Source organism: Salinifilum aidingensis (genome assembly GCF_054782015.1).
Genome location: NZ_BAAGTH010000003.1, coordinates 63698 through 82714 on the forward strand (window position 1 = coordinate 63698; position 19017 = coordinate 82714).

Below are 19017 nucleotides of genomic sequence, written 5' to 3' on the forward strand. Positions count from 1 at the left end.
CTTCAGACTCCAGTAGTCGGATGCGGATTCGCCTGCGCGGGCTGCGAACCGGCGTCAGGCCTTGCTCTTCTTGGCCTTGGACTTGCGCGGCTCGACCTTCCGCAGCATCTTCGTGCGCAGCACCGAGTCGTTCAGGTTCAGCTGGCGGTCGAGCTCGGCGACCGTGGCCGGCTCGCTGTTGACGTCCAGCACCACGTAGATGCCCTCGGCGTGCTTGTTGATCTCGTAGGACAACCGCCGACGGCCCCACACGTCGACCTGCTCGACGCTGCCGCCACCGTTGCGCACGACCTCGAGGAACTGGTCCATCGACTTGCCGACGTTTCGCTCGTCGAGGCTCGGGTCAAGAATGACCATGAGCTCGTAAGGACGCATAAAGACCATTCACCTCCCATGGACTCGCGGCCACGGACGTTCCGTGGCAGGAGGCTCGTCTATCGACGAACCCGTCAAGGCTAGCAAGGCAGGACGCGCCGCCCGCACCGCGGGGGCCCGCGGACCCCCGGCTGCCGCGATCCGGCGCCGCACCCCGGCCCCGACGGGCGTTCCCGCTGATCAGCACGGGTGATCAGCATCGGAGAACAGCGCTGCCCCGGCTGCGCGAGAACCTCACCTGAGCGGAGTTGGTGGACATTTCTCGCGACATGTCCACCGCTCGACCTCGTCGGCGGGTGCACCGCCGCTCACTGCCGGATCGTCGGCGGCGCGCTGCCGGCGCACCGGCGGATCACCGGTGGCGCACCGGCGGTCACTGGCGGCGCAGCACCCAGGTGCGCACCAGACCGGCGCTGACCACGGCCAACGCGGCCGCGGCGAGCACGACCGGCGTGGTGATGCTCGGGGTGGACGCGCTCGTCGGAACCGCCTCTGCCCGGCCCGCGGCGCGCGCGTCGGCCTGCTGGCGGTCCTGCGCACCCGGGTCCTGCCCGCTCGTCCGGTCCTGACCGCCCGCGGCACCGCGCGCGCCGTCCTCCTGCGAGCTCTCCGGCGCGGGCGTGGTCGGCGCATCACCGCTGCCTCCCAGCAGCTCGCCGAGATCGGGCAGCTCGCCCGCGGAGGGAGGAGTGCTCATGTCCGGCTGGATGCTCGTGACGCCCTGGCCGCCGCGCGCCCAGGCGGGCAGCTGCGCGTCCGGGCGCGACTCGACCGGGGTGGCCGGAGCGGGCTCGGACGTCCGCGGTTCGGGCTGCGCGTCCGGGCGCGGTTCCGGCTCGGCCGGTTCGGACGACTCCGGCGGCCGGGCCGGTTCGGAGGGTTCGGCCGGTTCGGACGGTTCCGAGGACGGCGGCTGCTCCGAGGGCGGCGGCGCGGGCTCCTCCCCCTCGTCCGGGGCGGGCGCCGGTTCCTCCGGTTCCGCGGGCTGCTCGCCGCGCACGGTGATCCCGTTGCCGAGGCTGACGAGGTTGTCGAAGTGCCGGCGCACGTCCTCGACCTTGTCCGCGGGCAGGCCGATCTCGGACAGCTGCGGCGCGGCGGCCTCGGCGATCTCGGAACCGGAGTAGAAGGTGCTGCCCTCCTGGGCCCGGTCCAGGGAGATGGGGGCGAGCTCGGCGAAGCGGCTGCTGGCCGCGTCGGCCTGGTCGAAGGCCAGGGGGAGGGCCAGCAGGACCGCTTCGCGGACCTTGAAGTCCATCGTCGCCGGGTCGATGGCGACGGGCTGGCCGACGGTGGCGTCGACGACGGCCAGGGACCTGTCCACGACGAGCGGTTCGGTGGAGGGCTCGGCCTGGGCGGCCCCGGCACCGGCGAACACGCTCGCGCCGAACGCGACCGCCGCGGTGCTGGTGGCGAGGGTGCGCTTGGCGCGCCGCCCGGCGGGGCCGTCCGCCGGCCGTGAGGAACGCTCCATCGTGGGCCTCCGGCGTCGATCGGGTCGTGTCGACTCTGTCAGATCTTTCAACGGGGCAACACCGGTTCGAGTAACGGTGCCGCGGGGAAGGCTACTCAGCGTTGCACAGCCGGGTCGACTCCCGGGGCAACGGTCACCTGTCGGGGGCGCCGCGGGAGGGGCAGGCGCACCCGGTCCGGTAGGCCGTCGCACACCCCGCCGGTCGGGTCGTCGGCGGCGTCCGGCACGCGCCGGCCCGGCACGCGGAGGTCGCGCCGCACCGCATCGGTGCGCGGCCGGAGGACCTCGCGCACGACGAGCACGCACAGGGCCACGACGACGGCGTCGCGGACGAGCACCGCCCCCAGGAACCAGCCCTCCGGCAGACCGCCGTTGCCGGGGCCGAGGTAGTAGTACATGCGCGGTGCCCACACGGCCGCGTCCACGGCCATCCACGCCAGCAGCAGCCGCCACCGCGGCAGCGCGAGCACGGCCAGCGGCACGAGCCACAGCGAGTACTGCGGGCTCCACACCTTGTTGGTGAGCAGGAACGCCGCGACCACGAGGAAGCACAGCTGGGCCAGCCGGGGGCGCTGCGGCGCGGCCAGGCCGAGCCAGCCGACGGCCAGGCACAGCGCCAGGAACAGCACCGTGCTGACCGCGTTGAGCACGCTCGGGGGCTGCCCCTCGGCGAGCGGGCCGTCGAAGCCGGCCCAGCCGGTGAAGTACATCAGCGCGTTGTACAGCGAGTCCGGATCCGCGGGTCGCGTGCTGTTGAGGCGGAAGAACTCGGCCCACCCGGCCGGGTAGGCGAGCATGATCGGCAGGTTCACCGCGAGCCACGAGGCCACCGCGGCCGCCGTGGTGCGCACCCCCTCGCGCAGCCGGCCCGCGCGCAGGCAGACCACGAGCAGCGGTCCGAGGAAGAACAGCGGGTACAACTTGGCCGCACCGCCCAGCCCCAGCAGCACGCCCGCGAGCGCGGTGCGGCGGCGCGCCCAGGCCAGCAGGGCCGTGGTGCCCAGGGCGGTGGCCAGCGCGTCGAAGTTGGTGAAGGCGTGCACGAACACCAGCGGGGAGATCGCGGCGATCGCCACGTCCCACACGCGTCTGCGGCACAGTCCGACCAGGGCCCAGATGGTGACCAGCCAGGCGGCGCCGAGCCACAGGGTGCTGATGTTGAAGTAGAGCACGCTGCTCAGCCCGCCCGGCAGCAAGCCGTGCTCGGCGAGCGTGGCCCAGCCGTCGGCGGTCTTGGCGTTGACCCACTGGAACAGCCCGGTGATCACCGGGTACTCCATGTAGCGGACCTGCTCCTGGGGGGTGCCCGGGTTCTCCACCCACGAGGTCTTGTAGGGGAAGGTGCCCTGCTCGGCCAGGTCCCCCATGCCGTAGCGGGGGATGATGTCGCTGTAGCACATCGCCGAGTACTGGCGCTGGTCGTCCCAGTTGAGCCGGGGTCCGCTGCCGGTGTCGGTGGTGACCTGGCAGGGCGCTTTGAACAGCCAGGCCGCGGTGAGGGTCAGCACCGCGAGCAGCAGGACGACGCGCAGCGGGGTCCAGAACCACTGGCGCCCGACCTGCGCGTGCCGGCCGAGGCGGCCTCCGGTGATGCGGCCGGCCGCGGCCGCGAGCGGTTGTGTCCACGTGGCGGCGAACCGGTCTTCCGGGCCGAGCGAGTCGTCGTCCACGAACGACTCGGCGGGGCCGGTTCCCGCGGGGGGCGCGGGCTCGCGCGAGGTGGACACGCCCGGATGCTACTGGCAGGCGGAGCCCCGCCCCCGCGACGGGGTCGTGCGCGGCGCGCCCGTGCGGACGCGCCGCGCACCCCGGTCAGCCGGCGGAGGTCACTCCTCTTCCCGTCCGGTCCGGCTCGGCTGCTGCTGCTGCGACATGCCGGGCGGGCCGGCGGGCTCCTCGCCGCCCTCCGGGCAGCCGAAGATGCCGCAGTTGTCCTCGGACGGCTCCGAGGAGGTCGGCTCCTCGCTCTCCGACTCCGACGGCGGCTGCGAGGACGTCGGCGGTTGCGAGGACGTCGGCGGCGGGCTGCTCGACGAGGACGGCGGCGTCGAGCTCGTCTCCGGCGTGGACGGCGGCACGTCCTGGAACTGGCCGATGGGGTCCGGCTTCGGGAAGTGCTCGATCGGCAGTCCCTCGTGGTAGGAGTTCATGAACCGCTGCCACGTCTCGCCGGGCAGGCCGGAGCCGTAGACCATCGAGCCGGAGCTGTCGGTCAGCGGGACCGGTTCGCCCTGCTCGTTCTCGGCGAGCATGCTCACCGACGAGGAGATCTGCGGGGTGGCGCCGATCATCCACGCGTTCCGGTTGTCGTCGGTGTCGCCGAACTGGTGCGTACCGGTCTTGGAGGCCACCGGGCGGCCGCCCGCGAGGGGGATCTTGGAGTGCTCGGCGACCTTCATCATCGCCTCGGCCGCGTTGGCCGCGATGTTCTTGCTCTCGGCCGGGTTCGACGCGTAGGCGGGCTGCGGCTGGGCCGTGTGCAGCTGGGTCTTCTGCTTCTCGCCCTCCACCTTGTGCGAGATCGACTGCACCAAGTGCGGATCGACCCGCATGCCGTCGTTGGCGAAGGTCGCGTAGCTCGCGGCCATGTCGGTCGGCCGCACCGGGTACATGCCCAGGGCGATGCCCGACTCGACGCCGCCGTTCGGGCTCTGCAGCGTCGGGTTCTCCCCGTACTTGCGGGGGATTCCGGCCTGGTGCGCGGCCTCGGCGACCTTGCCCGGGCCGAACTGGGTGGCCATGTTCACGAACGCCGTGTTCACCGATTTCGTCATGGCCTCGCGCACGCCGCAGTGCTCGGGCACGTCGCAGGCCACGCCTTCCGAGTTGTCGAAGACGGTGCCCGCGATCTCCTGCGGCGCGGTGCCGTCGTAGAACCGGCCGATGCCCTGGCCCTGCTGCAGGCCCGCCACGGCCACGAAGGGCTTGAACGAGGAGCCCGGTTGCTGCGGCTGGTCGGCGTAGTCGAGCCCTTCGACCTCGGTGGAGCCGCCGTTGTACGCGCGCACGGCCCCGTTCTTCGGGTCGACGGCCACCAGCGAGGTGCGGATGCTCTCCGGTTCGCCCTGCAGCGTCTCCTGCACCGCGCGTTCGGCGGCCTGCTGCGCCTTCGGGTCGATGGTGGTGGTGACGCTGTACCCGCCGGTCGACAGCGTCTGCTGGTTGTAGCCCTCGCGCTCCAGCTCGTCGAGGACGCGGTTCTTGATCGCCGACTGCACCGGGGTGAGCCGGTTGTCCTTGCGCCACTCGGTGCGGTCCCGCGTCTGCGGCATGGCGGCCTGCTCGCGGTCCTGCTGCGACATGAACCCGTTGGCGACCATCCGCCCCATGACGTAGTCCCAGCGCTGCTGCGCCTGCTCGCGGTTGCCGCGCGGGTCGTTGTCGTAGGGGCGTTGGACCGTGCCCGCGAGGACGGCGGCCTCGGAGGGGGTGAGCTGGTCGGGGGCCTTGCCGAAGTACGCCTCGGAGGCCGCGGTGATGCCGGTGGCGCCGCGGCCGTAGTAGGCGGTGTTCAGGTAGGCCTTGAGGATGTCGTCCTTGTCCTGCTGCTGGGTCATCTTGTAGGCGAGGACGATCTCCTTGACCTTGCGGACGTAGTCCGAGTTCTTCTCGTTGAGCTCCAGGTGCAGCTTGATGAACTGCTGGGTCAGGGTCGATCCGCCGCCGCTGCCGGTGCCGCTCACCAGGAAGAACGCCGAGCGCAGGATGCCCATGATGTCGAAGCCGGGGTTGCTGTAGAACGTGTCGTCCTCGGCCGAGATCGTGGCGTTGCGCACGGACGGCGCGACGTCCTGGAGGCTGTTGATCATGCGCCGCGAGCCCTCGTCCTCGACCGTGGTCAGCCGGCTCCCGTCGGAGTAGTTGATCTGGATCGGCTGCTTCTGCGAGGTGATGTCCTCCTGGGTCGGCGTCTTCCAGCTGAAGTAGCCGTAGACGAACACCAGCACGGGCACGACGAACATGAGGCACGCGGCGACGTAGCAGCTGCGGCGCACGCGCCGCCACAGCGCCCGGCGCCGCGCGGCCTTCGCGCCCGACCCGGCCGCGGACCGGCGCGCGGGATCACCGGGTGGCGGGGAGTGCGCGACGTGCGTCGCTTCCTCGTCGGGCCCGGGGTCGCCGGGCCCGGGTTCGTCGGACGCGGGGCCGTAGGGGTCGTCGTCCGGCCCCTCGCCGGCCGCGGCGTAGTAGTCGTACCCGCCGACGCCGTGCGTCACCAGGCCGGGGTCGCGCCCCGCGGCGCCCGAGCCACCGGCACCCGCTCCTGCTGCTCCCGCGCCTGCGGCACCTCCTGCGCCTGCGGCACCTGCTGCAGCCGCCCGGCCTGGGCCGTCCTGCCCCTGGTCGGGGCGCTGCTGCCCGCCGGGCTGCTGTCCACCAGGCGATGGTCCGCCGGGCTGCTGCCCACCGGGTGGTGGTCCGCCGGGAGGCGGGCCGGCCGCGGGCGGCCGCGGCGGTTGCCCGTCACCGGCACCGGGCTCGGCGGCGCCGTGCGGCCTCCCGCCCGCGTCGGGCTGCTGCGCACGCGGTGGTCCGGGCTGCTGACCACCCGGAGGCGGCGGAACCGGCCGGCCCTGCGGCGGTTGGCCACCCTGCTGAGCGCCCTGCGGCGGCTGGGACTGCGGCTGCTGACCGGGCGGGGGTGCCTGCCGCGTGTGCGAGTCGATCGGCGGCGGAGCGGTCGGCGGGGGAGCGCTCGGCCCCGCGTTCGTGGCCTCCGGGTCGTCCTCGCCGGTGAGCCTGCTGATCAGCGAGGAACGCTGCCCACCGGAATCGTCGCCGGAGCCCTGGTCGGTCTGCGGCCACCCCGGTTCCCCGGCGGGGCTCTCCTGCCGCTGTCCGCCCTCGGCCGGCGGTTGCGGCGCACCGGGGCGTCCGGGCGCGCCGGTTCCGGGCGCCTGCGGCGCGCCGCCGGGGCCGGGTGGAGCCGGGCGGGCCTGCCCCGGCTGGTCCGGACGCTGCTGGTCCGGGCGCTGCGCGTGCGGCCCCGGGGGCTGCGCCCCCGGGGCGTGCTGAGCTTCTCCGGGCTGCCCCTGGCCGGGCTGCCCCTGGCCGGGCTGGTTCCCCGGCTGCGGCGGCCCGGGCCGCTGCTGACCGCCTGCGGGCGGGGGCCCGGCAGGTGGTGACCCGGCGGGCGGCGGGTTCGGCGGAGGGCCCGCCGGGTTCGGAGGGGGTTGTGCCCCTTGCGAAGCTTGGGGGGGTTGCCCGGTGTCGTGCGGACGCGGCGGCCGGGGCGCGGCACCGGGAGGAGGCGGCTGCGGCGGCTGCTGCGGACCGCGCTGCTGTTGGTTGCCGGGTGGCGGCTGGTTGCCGCGCTGCTGTTGGTTGCCGGGCGGCTGCGCCGGCCCGCCGGACTGCGGCGGCTGCGCCGGCCCACCGGGCTGTCCCGGCGGCGGGGGTGCGCCCCGGTCCGCGCCGTTGGGCTGACCAGACCCGGAGTCGGGGGTGTGCCCCTCGCGATCCGAATTCCGGTCATCCTGGGAATACCGGTCATCGCGCGGGCGTTGGTCACGCTCGTCGTTCACGTGTCGGGCCTTTCGGACAGGCGTCGCGCACGACGCCAGCGATGCGGTTACGTCGGGGGTGCGCCGCACCGGGCGCCCGGCCGCTCGGGGACGCGGCCGGATTCACTCGGCAGCAGTCTTGCTCCGGCGACCGGGATTGTTCAACCCGCCGGTTCCCAGCACGTAGGACTGCACGAGGTGGTTCCAACTACATGCGCGGCATACCTCTACGACGTACACGCTGAACTCCTTGAACACGGCCGCCATCCGCTCGAGCTCCACCGGTTCGCGCGCCGTGTTGGACGCGCTGTTGAGCTCGTCACCGAACACCCAGGACACCATGGTGAGCTTCGCCCGCCGGCAGACGGGGCAGGTCACCTGGCTGGACTGGCCGTGGAACTCCGCAGCCCGCAGCAGGTACGGGTCGGCGTCGCAGACCTCCATCCTGTCGACGCGGCCCGACCGCAGCTGCGCCAGCAGCGCTCGGCGGCGCAGCGCGTAGTCGACCACATGCCGTTGGGTCCGCACGCCCTCAGGGTACGTGTCCGCGACGTGTGCTCCATGCGCCGTTCAGGGCAGGTGGGCGCGCGGCCCGCCCCGCCCGGGGCGACCCCCTGGTGGGGCGTGGTCCGCGGCCGGGCGGCGCGCTCGGCTGCCGGCGAGCGCGATGCATCGGCCCGATACAATCGCTCGCGGTCCATTCGCACCCGTCGAGCGGAGGGGGCACATGCTCGAGCTCGCCGTGCTCGGCCTCCTGCAACGAGCACCGATGCACGGCTACGAGCTGCGAAAAAGACTGCGCGAGACACTCGGTGTGTTCCGGACGCTGTCGTACGGAACGCTGTATCCGACCCTGCGCCGGATGCTGCGCGACGGGCTCATCGCCGACGAGTCGGACGCCTCCTCCCGCGGCTGGGGGCGCCGCGGCCGCCGCGTCTACTGCCTCACCGAGCGCGGGCACCACCGGTTCACCGAACTCGTCGGGTCCTGCGGTCCGCAGGCCTGCGACGACACGATGTTCGGCGTGCACGTGGCGTTTTTCGCACACACCCCCGCCGAGGTGCGGCTGCGCGTCCTGCAGGCGCGGCGGCGCCGCCTGCAGCAGCGGGGTGAGGCGCTGCGCACCGCGCTGTCGTGCTGCGAGGACGACAGCGGGTACCTGCGCCAGCTCCACCGGCTGCGGCTGGACCACAGCGAACAAGAGGTCCGCTGGCTCGACTCGGTCATCGAGCGCGAGCGGGAGTGCGCCGCGACGGGCGCCCCAGCGGCCGCGGAACAGCAGCGAGGGAACGACACATGACCAAGAAGGAGGCCCCTGCCATGAGCGAAGATCGACCCGTCCGCGTGGCGATCGTCGGCGTCGGCAACTGCGCGGCGTCGCTGGTGCAGGGGGTCCACTACTACGCCGGTGCGAACCCGGACGCGCGGGTCCCGGGGCTGATGCACGTCCAGTTCGGCGACTACCACGTGCGGGACGTGCGCTTCGTCGCAGCGTTCGACGTGGACGCCAAGAAGGTGGGCCGCGACCTCTCCGAGGCGATCGTCGCCAGCGAGAACAACACGATCAACATCTGCGACGTCCCCCCGCTGGACGTCCCCGTGCAGCGGGGGCACACGTTCGACGCGCTCGGCCAGTTCTACCGCGACACGATCGAGGAGTCGGACGAGGAGCCGGTCGACGTGGTGCGGGCGCTGCGCGAGTCCGGGGCCGACGTGCTGGTGTCCTACCTGCCGGTGGGCTCGGAGGAGAGCGCGAAGTTCTACGCGGACTGCGCGCTGCAGGCCGGTGTGGCCTTCGTCAACGCGCTTCCGGTGTTCATCGCCTCCGACCCGGAGTGGGCGCAGAAGTTCACCGCTGCGGGCGTGCCGATCGTCGGCGACGACATCAAGTCCCAGGTGGGCGCGACGATCACCCACCGGGTGCTGACGAAGCTGTTCTCCGACCGGGGTGTGCACCTGGACCGGACGATGCAGCTCAACGTCGGCGGCAACATGGACTTCCTGAACATGAAGGAGCTCGACCGGCTGGAGTCGAAGAAGACCTCCAAGACGCAGTCGGTGACCTCCCAGGTCGGCCGGCAGATGAACGACGACTCCGTGCACATCGGACCGTCCGACTACGTGCCGTGGCTGGACGACCGCAAGTGGGCCTACGTGCGGCTGGAGGGCCGGGCTTTCGGCGACGTGCCGCTGAGCCTGGAGTACAAGCTCGAGGTGTGGGACTCGCCGAACTCGGCGGGGATCATCATCGACGCGATCCGCGCGGCGAAGATCGCCGCGGACCGCGGGCACGGCGGGCCGGTGCTGTCGGCCTCGTCCTACTTCATGAAGTCCCCGCCGGAGCAGTACTCCGACTCGGAGGCCTACCAGGCGGTGGAGGAGTTCATCGCCGGGAGCTGAAGCGGCGCCCGGCGCGATGCCCCCCCAGCACGATCGCGCCCCGGGCTGCCCGCGCGGCCCGGGGCGCTCCTCGGGTGGTGCTCGCTCGGCTCCCGCGCCCGGCGTTCCCACCCCGACGTTCCGCGGTCGTCGGTGCCGCGTTCCGGGGCCGGGCCGGGGCCGTGCGCCCGTTGAACATCCGGGCGCCCGGGTGCTCAGCGGCGCAGCTGCTGCTCGGCTCGGTTGAGGACGGAATGCACCGAGGCGTGCCCGTCGGAGGTGACCCAGGACACCCGCAGTCCGGGGCGGATGCGCGCGCCCCCGATGCGCATCGGCCAGTTCGCGATCTCGCGCGCGTGCTCGGCGAGCGCCTCCCCCGCGCCGCCGGTGTGCTCGGCGATCACGGCGAACTCGTCACCGCCGTAGCGGGAAACGGTGTGGTCGTCGGCGAGCCCCTCCCGGAGCCTGCCGGCGAGGGTGGTGAGCAGTTCGTCGCCCCGGGCGAAGCCGTGCTCGGCGTTGAACGCGGCCAGCCGGTGCACGTCCATGAGCACCAGCGTGGTGAGCACGCCGTGCGTGCGGGCCCGCGCCAGGGCCTGCTCGAGCCTGTCCAGCAGCAGCACGCGTCCCGGCAGCCCGGTGAGCGTGTCCATGAGCCCGCGGTTGTGGGCGACGTCGGTCTGCACGGCTTGCAGCAGGATGAGCACGCGTTTGCGGCCCTGGATGCGCACGGCGCGGTAATCGGCCCAGATGCGGCTCGTCGGCTGCCCGTGGCGGACGATCATCATCGGCGTGGACATCGGGACGTCGGCGCGGAGCACCTGGCCGATGAGGTCCGCCCAGTCCGGCAGCGGCGCTCCGGTGTCGTCCCACACCTGCCAGCCGTCGGGGCGGTTCCCCGTGAGAAGATCCGATTTGTCGAGGCGCATCAGGTCAGCGGCGATGTCGTTGGTGGCGTGCACCTGGCCGCGCTCGTCGGCGATGACGACCCCCATGGTGAGCCCCGTGATCAGCTCGTCCCAAACCGGTGTCAACGGGGATGGTGCGGTTATGTCGAGGACACTCATTCGGCCCTCCCCTCCCCTCCGAACGGAGCAGTCCCGTTCGAGGTTCCTCTGACAGCTGGGCGAAATTCAAGAGATCAGCTACCACCCGTAATGGTGGTATTACTCTGCTCGCATCACGCACCGTCCCGGTTCGGCCGATGAGAACCCCTGAGCGGGGAGCGCTGCGCCGAGCGCGTGACACGCACCGTCCCCCCGTTGCCGGGGAACCGTGACAATGTGGACTTTTCCGAGTCTCGGTCCGCCCTTCTTGGTCCGGACAGGGGAATTCGTCCTGGCACGAGAGCGAGTCACATCACGTGACCACGCGCTGATCCCGGCATCCCGCCCATAGCCGTCGCGGGAGCACCGGGCTCACCGGAGCGGCCACCGCCTTCTAAGGTGGTCAGCGAGCACGCCAGACCGAGCGCCGCGGGCCGCGGCCGATCCGATGCACCAGGGGACGGTGACACGTGCCGACCACGCGAGGCGCCGAGCTCGGCCTGCGGGCCAGGATGCGCGAACAGCGCGGGCTGCTGGTCGCGATCGCGCTCGCCGAACTGATCGCCCTGCTGTACACCGGCACCATCAACCCGCACGCCCACGTCGACGGCGAGGTGTACCAGCTCGGCGCGCGGACGCTCGTGTCCGGCCAGTCCGTCTACGACGACCTGCCCGCCACCGAAGGCGGGCTGCACCTGCCGTTCATCTACCCGCCGTTCGCCGCGCTGCTGTTCGCCCCGCTGGCGTACGTGCCGAAAGCGGCCGCCATCGCGGCGATCATGCTGGTCAGCCACCTCGCACTGCTGACGACGCTTTACGTGGTGCTCGCCGCGGCGCCGTTCACCCGCGCGAACCGCGACCGGATCCTGCTCGGCACGGCGGTGGCGCTGCCGCTGCTCACGCTGACCGAACCGGTCGTGGAGACGCTCACCTACGCGCAGATCAACCTCGTGCTCATCGCCCTGGTGGCGGTGGACCTGCTGTGGCGCACGGGCGGAGCGCGCTCGCTGCCGTACCCGCGCGGGGCGCTCATCGGCATCGCCGCGGGCATCAAGCTGACCCCGCTGGTGTTCCTGCTGTTCCCGCTGCTGCGCAAGGACGTGCGCACGATCGCCGTCAGCGTGCTGACGTTCGCGGCCACCGCCGCGCTCGGATTCGCGGTGACCTTCCGCGACGCGGCGACGTTCTGGACGCGGGAGGTCTGGGCGACCAGCAACGTGTCCTTCGGCCCGATGTTCACCGGCGACGCCTCGGTCTACGCGGGCAACCAGTCGCTGCGCTCGTTCCTGGTCCAGGCGCACGTCCCGGCGCCGTCCGCGGTGCTGGCCGTGCTGCTGGCGCTGCTGCTCGTGCTCACCGTGCTGGGCATGCGCGGCGCGATGCGGCGCGGCGACCTGCCGATGGCGGTGATGATCAACGCCGTGTTCGGACTGCTCGCCTCGCCGATCTCGTGGTCGCACCACTGGTCGTGGGCGGTGCCGGCGCTGGTGCTGCTGACGGGCTCGGCCTTCGCGGCGCGCAACTGGGCGCTGCTGCTGACCACCGGAGTGGCCGCGGCGATCGCGCTGATCGGACCGCACTGGGGAGTGCCGCAGGGCGACGGCCTGGAGCTGGAGTGGAACGTGCTCCAGCACGCCCTCGGCAATTCCTACGTGTACCTGGGCGTGGCGCTGCTGGTGTACATGGCCGTGCGGTGGTGGCACGACCGGAGCGGCGCGGGGCTGCGCTCCGCCGAGGACGCCGGGTCGGGCCCCGCCGAGGCACCGGGGTCCCTGCGCAGCGCGGCCCACCGCTGATGCGCACCGGCCCCGCGCTCCGCCGGGCGGGGCGCGGGGCCGGATGCGGGACTCCGCGGATCGGCGCTGGTCGGGATCAGGCGCGCTGACCCGGCATGACGAGCGTCTCGTCGTTCTGGCCGGTGCTCGGTCGGCCGGCGTCCGGTGCTCCGGCGTTCGGCGGTGCCGAGAACGTCGGCAGCGCCATGCCGAGGTCGGGCATCGCGGGCAGCGCCTTCCGGGTGGGGAACGGGTTGCGGGCGACCCAGTTCCGCTCCGGCATCCCCGCGGTCAACTCGTCCAAAGTGGTCACCGATACCGCGGAGCGCGAGGGGTCGGGCGAGAAGCGCACGGCATCGGCGCTCCCGTCCGCGCCGCTCGGCAGGGTCCCGCTCAACGCGGCCTCGACCACGCCGCGCAGCGGTGCGGTGCCCTCCGGGATCGCGGCGGCGCGCGGCGCCCTGTCCAACCCGCGCAGACCGGGCAGCTCGTCCACCCGGTCCTGGTACTCCCCCGGCACCGTGAGCGTGCGCGGCTCGGAGGGGGCGGCCGAGCGGGGAGCCGTCGTGGCCAGCGCCTTGTTGAGCACGGCGTGCGGCACGGGGTGGAGCTTCGTCGCGCGGGAGAGGTCGGCGGTGGTGAGGTCCTGGCCGGACGGGTCGAGCAGCCCGCCGAGCAGCCCGCCGGCGGGCGGGTTCGCGCGCGCCGGCTGCGCGGTGGCCCGTTCGGCCCCGGTCGTGCCGGAGGGCTGCTGAACCGCGCCGGACGGCTGCCGGGCCGCGTCGGGCCCCGCGGGGCGCGTCGACCGGCCGAAGTCCTCGAAGCCGTCCGCGTAGACGATCTCCTCGCTCGGGGTGATCAGCGGTTCCGCGAGCACCGGGCCACCGGAGGCTGCGGTGCTGGCGGAGGAGCTGCCCCCGCGCACCACGTCCCCGATCGGTCCGGTCCAGCTCATCGAGCGGTAGACGCCCCGGGCCGGCGATCCGTCCGGCAGCGGCCGCCGGGCCTCCGCGGCGGCCGGGGTGGCCGGGGTGGCCGGGGTGGCCTCCGCGGAGGCCGGGGTCGCGGCTGCGCGCTCGGTCGGTTGCGCGGGTTCCCTGCGGTGCTGCCCGCCCCGGGAAGCAGCGCTCCTCTCCGCCGCTTCCGCCGGGGCCGCTTCCGCCGGGGCCGCGTCACCCGCGGGGGGTTCGACGGCGTCGATCCGGGGCAGCACCAGCGTTTCCGCGTCGGGTGCGGTGACCGGCTCCTGCAAGCGGTGCCGCGGCCCGGCGGAGGCGGCGCGAGAGGAGGTGCGGGCGGGACCGGCCGGGCGGAGCTCCCCATCGTCGGTGATGGCGGGGATCTCGCGGGTGACGTCGTTCTCCACCGCGGGCAGCAGGTCGCGCTCGGAGTCGAGCGTGCCGCTGATGCGGGTGACGGTGGAGCCGGGCTGGGTGAACGGGCTGCCCGCCTGCCGGATCTCGTCCCAGGTCAGCTGCCCGTCACCGAGGGTCGGCTGCTCGGACTCGTCCTCGGCGGAGGCGACACCGCTGGTACCGACGGCGAGGACACCACCGGTGACCAGCGCGGCTCGCATGCTCCGCTTGGCCCAGTTCTGCATGGCTTCTCTCTCCTTCACGGGTCTTCCCCGCGCGGTGGGTACCGCCGCGCGGAGAACGACTCAGGTGACGCGTGCCGCCACGGCCGGGCGACGTGCGGCGAGGGGTTCACATCGGACGGGTTTCGGCTGCGCGCTGCGGGTTCAGTCGGGGGTCGTGCCCGGCTGCGGTGCGGGAGCACCGTGCGGTCCGGGAGTGCCGCGCCGCGCGGTCGGACGCGCGCCCGCGTCGGATCCCGGCACCGCGGTGTTCCGGGCGAGGAACGCCGGCGCGAGCGGCGGGGTCGCGTCCTCGCTGCCCACCGGGGCCGGTGGTGCCGGGGCGGGCAGCGGCGCGGGGGCGTTCCGGTCCTGCTGCTGCGGCGGGGCATGCCGGGGCACGACGGCATCGCCCGCGGCGGTGCGCTGCGCGGGTGCGGCGTGCATCAGCGGCTGCGCAGTGCCGGTGGGGACCTGCTGCACCGCGCTCGCACGGGCGCTCGGTGCCTCCCGCGGCGCTTCGGCCGCCGGCACCGTCCGCTGCGGTGCGACCGGTGCGAGCTGCGGGGAGGAGGCCTCCGCGGGACGCGGCGGGTGCAGCGCGCCTTCGACGGGCGCGAGCAGCGCGCCGACAGCCCCCCGATCGTCGAGCAGGCCCTGCGACCCGTCGAGCAGCTCCTGCGCCAGCGGCAGCGCGCTGCGGCCGAGCAGGCCCTGATCACCGGTGAGGTCCGTCTCCGCCACGACGTCGGTCAGACCGCGCACCGGCCCGCTCCGCGTCGCGGGTTCGGCTGGGGCTGCTTCGGCTGGGGCTGCTTCGGCTGGGACGCCTTCGGCTGGGGCGGCTTCGGCGTGCGCGGGGCCGGGCTGCGCGGGCTCGGACGGTCCGGTGGCGGCTCCGGTCGATGCGGCCCCGGGCGACTCGGTCATGTGCTCCGCGGACGGGGCGGCAACGGGCGCGGGCTCGGACTGCGGGGCCGCGCGGTCAGGAGCGGGTTCGGCAGCGGGCTGCACGGCTTCCGGCTGCACGGCTTCCGGCTGCACGGCTTCCGGCTGCACGGCTTCCGGCTGGACGATTTCAGGCCGGGCTGTTGCGTGCTGCCCCTCCCCGGGGCCGGGCGCCGTCCCGGAGTGCGTCGTTTCGGACTGGCCCGCGCCGGGGCCGGCGGGCGCGGTGGTCGGCTCGGCGGTGCCGGCACCGGTGGTGCGGTCGGCTCCGGGAGCACCGGGCGCCGAGCCCTCCGCGGCATCGGGCCCGAGCGCCGACGAGGCGGTGCGCACCACCGCCGCGGCGTGATCGGCCACGGTGCGATCGGTCACGGTGTCCGCGGGCGGAGCGGGTCGCGAGAGCTGTTCGGCGCTGACGGGGCTGCCGGAGCCGACCAGCCACGCGAGGAGGGAACCGGCGAACACCGCGCCGGCAGCGACCGCACCGCGAACCAGTGCGCGGCGGCACCGGCCCGGTGTTTCCTGGTCGCGGTGCGACATCCGCGGTCCGCTCCTTCTCCGGTGGATGCGACTCCCCGTCTCCGGCGTGACCGGATGGCGATCCGATCACGAGAGGGCACTCTTCCAGAGCGCCGCTCGTCGACGCACGCACTGCGCATCAGGATCGCCACATCGTGTTACGCGCCTCGCGCGCGGCCGCACGAGCCCGACGCGCGCCCGCCGGAGGGGAGCGACCATCGACCTGCGACCGGTGATCCATAGACTTGGCGGCAAACCACCACCGATCGGAGTCCACGTGAGCGAGGAGCCCCCGGGGAACGCCGCCGCCGAGCTGCCCCGTCCGCTGCGGATCGCGGCAGCGCTGTGCTGGCGCCTGCTCGTCATCGCCGGTGCGGTCTACGTGCTGGCGAGGGTGCTGTCCAGCCTCTACGTCGTCGTGATCCCGGTCGCGATCGCGCTGCTGCTGGCGGCCCTGCTGGAACCACTGGTGTCACTGCTCAACCGCGCGCGGATCCCCCGCCCGCTGGGCACGGCGATCGCCCTGGTCGCCGGCGTCTCCGCCGTCGGCGGCGTGCTGACCTTCGTGATCAACCAGTTCATCGTGGGTTTCGGCGACCTGCAGGCCCAGGTCCTGCGCAGCCTGGCCACGCTGCGGGCGTGGGTGACCACCGGGCCGCTGCACCTGAACCAGCGGCAGATCGACGACCTGGTGCAGCAGGCGCGGATCTGGCTGGAGAACAACCAGGAGTGGCTGACCAGCGGGGCGCTCTCCACCGCCGGCACCTTCGGCCAGTTCCTCACGGGCCTGATCCTGGCGCTGTTCACGCTGATCTTCTTCCTCTACGACGGGCGCGGCGTGTGGACGTTCCTGCTGCGGCTCGCGCCCGGCGAGGTCCGCGGCAGGGTGGACCTCGCCGGCCGCCGCGGCTTCGGTTCGCTCGTCGGTTTCGTCCGCGCCACGCTGCTCGTGGCCTGCATCGACTCGATCGGCATCGGCATCGGTCTGGCCGTGCTCAACGTGCCGCTGGCCGTTCCGCTGGCCGCGCTGGTGTTCCTCGGCGCGTTCGTGCCGATCATCGGCGCGGTCGCCTCCGGCACGGTGGCCGTGCTCGTCGCGCTGGTCACCAAGGGCTGGCTGGTCGCCGTGATCGTGCTCGGCGTGGTGCTGCTGGTGCAGCAGCTGGAGGGCAACGTGCTCCAGCCGCTGCTGCTCGGGCGCGCGGTGCGCATCCACGCGCTCGGCGTCGTGCTGGCGATCAGCGTCGGCGTGGTCATCGCGGGCATCGTCGGCGCGCTGCTGGCCGTTCCGGTGGTGGCGGTGCTCAACTCGGCGGTCCGGTCGCTCACCTCCGGCGAGGAGTCCCCCGACCCGACGGCGCCACCGGAACCGGCCGGTGCGAGCACCGGCCCGGCGGACGGGGATCCGGAGGAACCCCCCGCCGATCCCGCGCGGTGATCACTGCCACGCGCCGTGCTCGGTCCGGCGGTCGTGGCACCCGCCCCGAATGGGAGAGGATGTCCGCCGGGAAGGAGCACGATCGTGACGAGTACGGCGACGACGCGCAGCCAGCGCCCCACCGACGGGGCGACACCGCTGTGGCGGGCGCACAACGTGTACCGCGTGGTGACGTACCTCTACGCGTGCGTGTGGGTCGCGGTGCAGTTCGACGACTACGACCTGCCGTGGCTCGCCGTGGTGACGATCACCGCCATGGGGGCGTGGACGGCGCTGACGGTCTGGCGCTACTGGTACCCCTCCGGCCGGACGAACCGGATGGTCTCGGCGGACCTCGTCGTGGTCACCGCGCTGGTGCTGAGCAACGAGTGGGTCCTCAGCGAGGCGCAGCGCCTCGGCGGGGACACGTCGGTGACCACGGTGTGGCACTCCACGATGGTCACCGCCGCGGCCGCCCGGTGGGGGATGCCCGGCGGCGTGTCCTCCGGGCTGCTGGCCTCGGCGTGCGACTTCCTCATCCGCCGCTACGTCGACTCGTCGATGTGGTTCGACGCGGTCCTGCTGGTCGGGGCGGGCGTCGTCGTCGGCCTGGCGTCGAACACGGCGCGGCGTTCGACCGAGCGGTTGGCGCAGGCGATGCGGGTCGAAGCCGCCACGGCCGAGCGGGAGCGCCTGGCGCGGTCCATCCACGACAGCGTGCTGCAGGTGCTGGCGCGGGTGCGGCAGCGCGGCTCGGCGCTCGGCGGGGAGGCCGCCGAGCTGGCGAAGCTGGCCGGGGAGCAGGAGATCGCGCTGCGGGCGCTGATCGCGACCGCGCCGCAGGAGTCCACTTCGGACGCGGAGACCGACTTCGCCGCCCGGCTGCAGGTGCTGCGCACCAGCCGGACCCACGTGTCCGTGCCGGCCACGCCCGTGTGGCTGCCGGAACCGCTGAACTCGGACCTGTTCTCCGTGGTGCGGGAGGCGCTGAACAACGTCGCCAAGCACGCCGGCGGGGACGCCCAGGGCTGGGTGCTGCTGGAGGAGCTGCCGGAGGAGGTCGTCGTGTGCGTCCGCGACGACGGTCCGGGCATCCCGGAGGGCCGGCTGCAGCAGGCCGCCGCCGAGGGGCGCATGGGCGTGGCCCAGTCGATCCGCGGACGGGTGCGCGAGATGGGCGGTGAGCTCAACCTCGACACGGCCGCCGGCGAGGGCACCGAGTGGGAGGTGCGGCTTCCGCGGCCGCAGTCGCCGTCCGCGGCGAAACGCGGAGCATCGGCAGCAGAAGGTTCCGAAGGAGGAGTTCGATGAGCGGGCCGCCCGTGTCGGTGATGGTGGTCGACGACCACCCGATGTGGCGGGACGGGGTGGCTCGGGATCTCACCGAGCGCGGCTTCGAGGTTCCCGCCACGTCGGACAACGCCACCTCGGCGCTGCGGATCGCCCGCGCGGTGACCCCGGACGTGGTGCTGATGGACCTGAACCTGGGCGACAGCTCGGGGGTCGCCGCGACCCGCCACATCACCGAGGAGATCCCGGGCACGCGGGTGCTCGTGCTGTCGGCCAGCGGGGAGCACAGCGACGTCCTCGAAGCGGTGAAGGCGGGGGCCTCCGGCTACCTGGTGAAGTCCGCCTCGGTGGAGGAGCTGGTGGACGCGGTGCACCGCACGGCGGCGGGTGACGCCGTGTTCACCGCGGGCCTGGCCGGGTTGGTGCTCGGGGAGTACCGGCGGATGGCCGCGACACCGGAGGACGAGCCGCAGGCGCCGCAGCTGACCGACCGGGAAACGGAGGTGCTGCGCCTGGTCGCCAAGGGGATGACGGCGCGGCAGATCGCGAACCGGCTGGTGATCTCGCACCGCACGGTGGAGAACCACGTGCAGTCGACGCTGCGGAAGCTCCAGCTGCACAACCGCGTCGAGCTGGCGCGCTACGCCATCGAGCACGGGCTCGCCGAAGGCGCCGAGGCGGCGCAGGACGAGCGGGGCGAGCAGCCCGGTTGAC

The 19017-nt window shown here is 73.4% G+C and carries 15 protein-coding genes; 7 read left to right on the forward strand and 8 right to left on the reverse strand.

Annotated elements, in window-relative coordinates; all coding sequences use genetic code 11:
* Positions 1-54: 54 nt before the first annotated feature.
* The 4 genes from rpsF to ACYVJE_RS05430 form a co-directional block, all read right to left on the reverse strand.
* Positions 55-384, reverse strand: a complete 330-nt coding sequence (gene rpsF / locus ACYVJE_RS05415) for a 30S ribosomal protein S6 (RefSeq protein WP_459157740.1) — start codon at positions 382-384, stop codon at positions 55-57.
* Positions 385-748: 364 nt separating this feature from the next.
* The gene (locus ACYVJE_RS05420) at positions 749-1849 is read right to left on the reverse strand and encodes a hypothetical protein (protein WP_461143576.1); all 1101 of its coding nucleotides are present in this window, start codon (positions 1847-1849) and stop codon (positions 749-751) included.
* 95 nt (positions 1850-1944) lie between these two features.
* The gene (locus ACYVJE_RS05425; protein WP_461143577.1) at positions 1945-3576 is read right to left on the reverse strand and encodes a glycosyltransferase family 87 protein; all 1632 of its coding nucleotides are present in this window, start codon (positions 3574-3576) and stop codon (positions 1945-1947) included.
* Between the two features lie 99 nt (positions 3577-3675).
* Positions 3676-6066, reverse strand: a complete 2391-nt coding sequence (locus ACYVJE_RS05430; RefSeq protein WP_461143578.1) for a transglycosylase domain-containing protein — start codon at positions 6064-6066, stop codon at positions 3676-3678.
* Here ACYVJE_RS05430 and ACYVJE_RS05435 point away from each other — a divergent pair.
* A complete protein-coding gene (locus ACYVJE_RS05435) occupies positions 6058-6975 on the forward strand; it encodes a hypothetical protein (protein ID WP_461143579.1) in 918 nt (305 codons plus the stop codon). The two genes, ACYVJE_RS05430 and ACYVJE_RS05435, sit on opposite strands and share 9 nt — an antisense overlap.
* A gap of 501 nt (positions 6976-7476) precedes the next feature.
* Here ACYVJE_RS05435 and ACYVJE_RS05440 read toward each other — a convergent pair.
* On the reverse strand, positions 7477-7881 hold the full coding sequence (locus ACYVJE_RS05440; protein ID WP_459157745.1) for a DUF5318 family protein: 405 nt from the start codon (positions 7879-7881) through the stop codon (positions 7477-7479).
* Between the two features lie 199 nt (positions 7882-8080).
* Here ACYVJE_RS05440 and ACYVJE_RS05445 point away from each other — a divergent pair, with 199 nt between their 5' ends.
* Complete coding sequence (locus ACYVJE_RS05445) at positions 8081-8653, forward strand: PadR family transcriptional regulator (RefSeq protein WP_461143580.1); 573 nt, start codon at positions 8081-8083, stop codon at positions 8651-8653.
* 20 nt (positions 8654-8673) lie between these two features.
* Positions 8674-9753 (forward strand): inositol-3-phosphate synthase, encoded by a 1080-nt coding sequence (locus ACYVJE_RS05450; RefSeq protein ID WP_461143581.1) that lies wholly within the window; start codon positions 8674-8676, stop codon positions 9751-9753.
* A gap of 194 nt (positions 9754-9947) precedes the next feature.
* Here the strand turns inward: ACYVJE_RS05450 and ACYVJE_RS05455 are convergent, their stop codons facing one another.
* Positions 9948-10766, reverse strand: coding sequence for a GGDEF domain-containing protein (locus ACYVJE_RS05455; RefSeq protein WP_459157748.1), 819 nt, complete (start codon positions 10764-10766; stop codon positions 9948-9950).
* 482 nt (positions 10767-11248) lie between these two features.
* Here ACYVJE_RS05455 and ACYVJE_RS05460 point away from each other — a divergent pair, with 482 nt between their 5' ends.
* Entirely contained in the window at positions 11249-12574 is a 1326-nt protein-coding gene (locus tag ACYVJE_RS05460; RefSeq protein WP_459157749.1) for a glycosyltransferase 87 family protein, read from the forward strand.
* Positions 12575-12650: 76 nt separating this feature from the next.
* Here the strand turns inward: ACYVJE_RS05460 and ACYVJE_RS05465 are convergent, their stop codons facing one another.
* Both ACYVJE_RS05465 and ACYVJE_RS05470 read right to left on the reverse strand, forming a co-directional pair.
* Positions 12651-14171: a hypothetical protein gene (locus ACYVJE_RS05465; RefSeq protein ID WP_461143582.1), complete on the reverse strand. Its 1521-nt coding sequence runs from the start codon at positions 14169-14171 to the stop codon at positions 12651-12653.
* Positions 14172-14294: 123 nt separating this feature from the next.
* On the reverse strand, positions 14295-15617 hold the full coding sequence (locus tag ACYVJE_RS05470; protein WP_461143583.1) for a DNA polymerase III subunit gamma/tau domain-containing protein: 1323 nt from the start codon (positions 15615-15617) through the stop codon (positions 14295-14297).
* Between the two features lie 256 nt (positions 15618-15873).
* On the opposite strand from ACYVJE_RS05470, the gene ACYVJE_RS05475 reads away from it, so the two are divergent.
* The 3 genes from ACYVJE_RS05475 (at position 15874) to ACYVJE_RS05485 (ending at position 19016) form a co-directional block, all read left to right on the forward strand.
* Positions 15874-17034, forward strand: coding sequence for an AI-2E family transporter (locus ACYVJE_RS05475; protein ID WP_459157752.1), 1161 nt, complete (start codon positions 15874-15876; stop codon positions 17032-17034).
* 84 nt (positions 17035-17118) lie between these two features.
* Positions 17119-18324, forward strand: coding sequence for a MacS family sensor histidine kinase (macS, locus tag ACYVJE_RS05480; protein WP_461143584.1), 1206 nt, complete (start codon positions 17119-17121; stop codon positions 18322-18324).
* Positions 18321-19016: a response regulator gene (locus ACYVJE_RS05485; protein ID WP_459157754.1), complete on the forward strand. Its 696-nt coding sequence runs from the start codon at positions 18321-18323 to the stop codon at positions 19014-19016. Before macS ends, ACYVJE_RS05485 begins: the two co-directional genes overlap by 4 nt.
* The last annotated feature ends 1 nt before the right edge of the window (position 19017 follow it).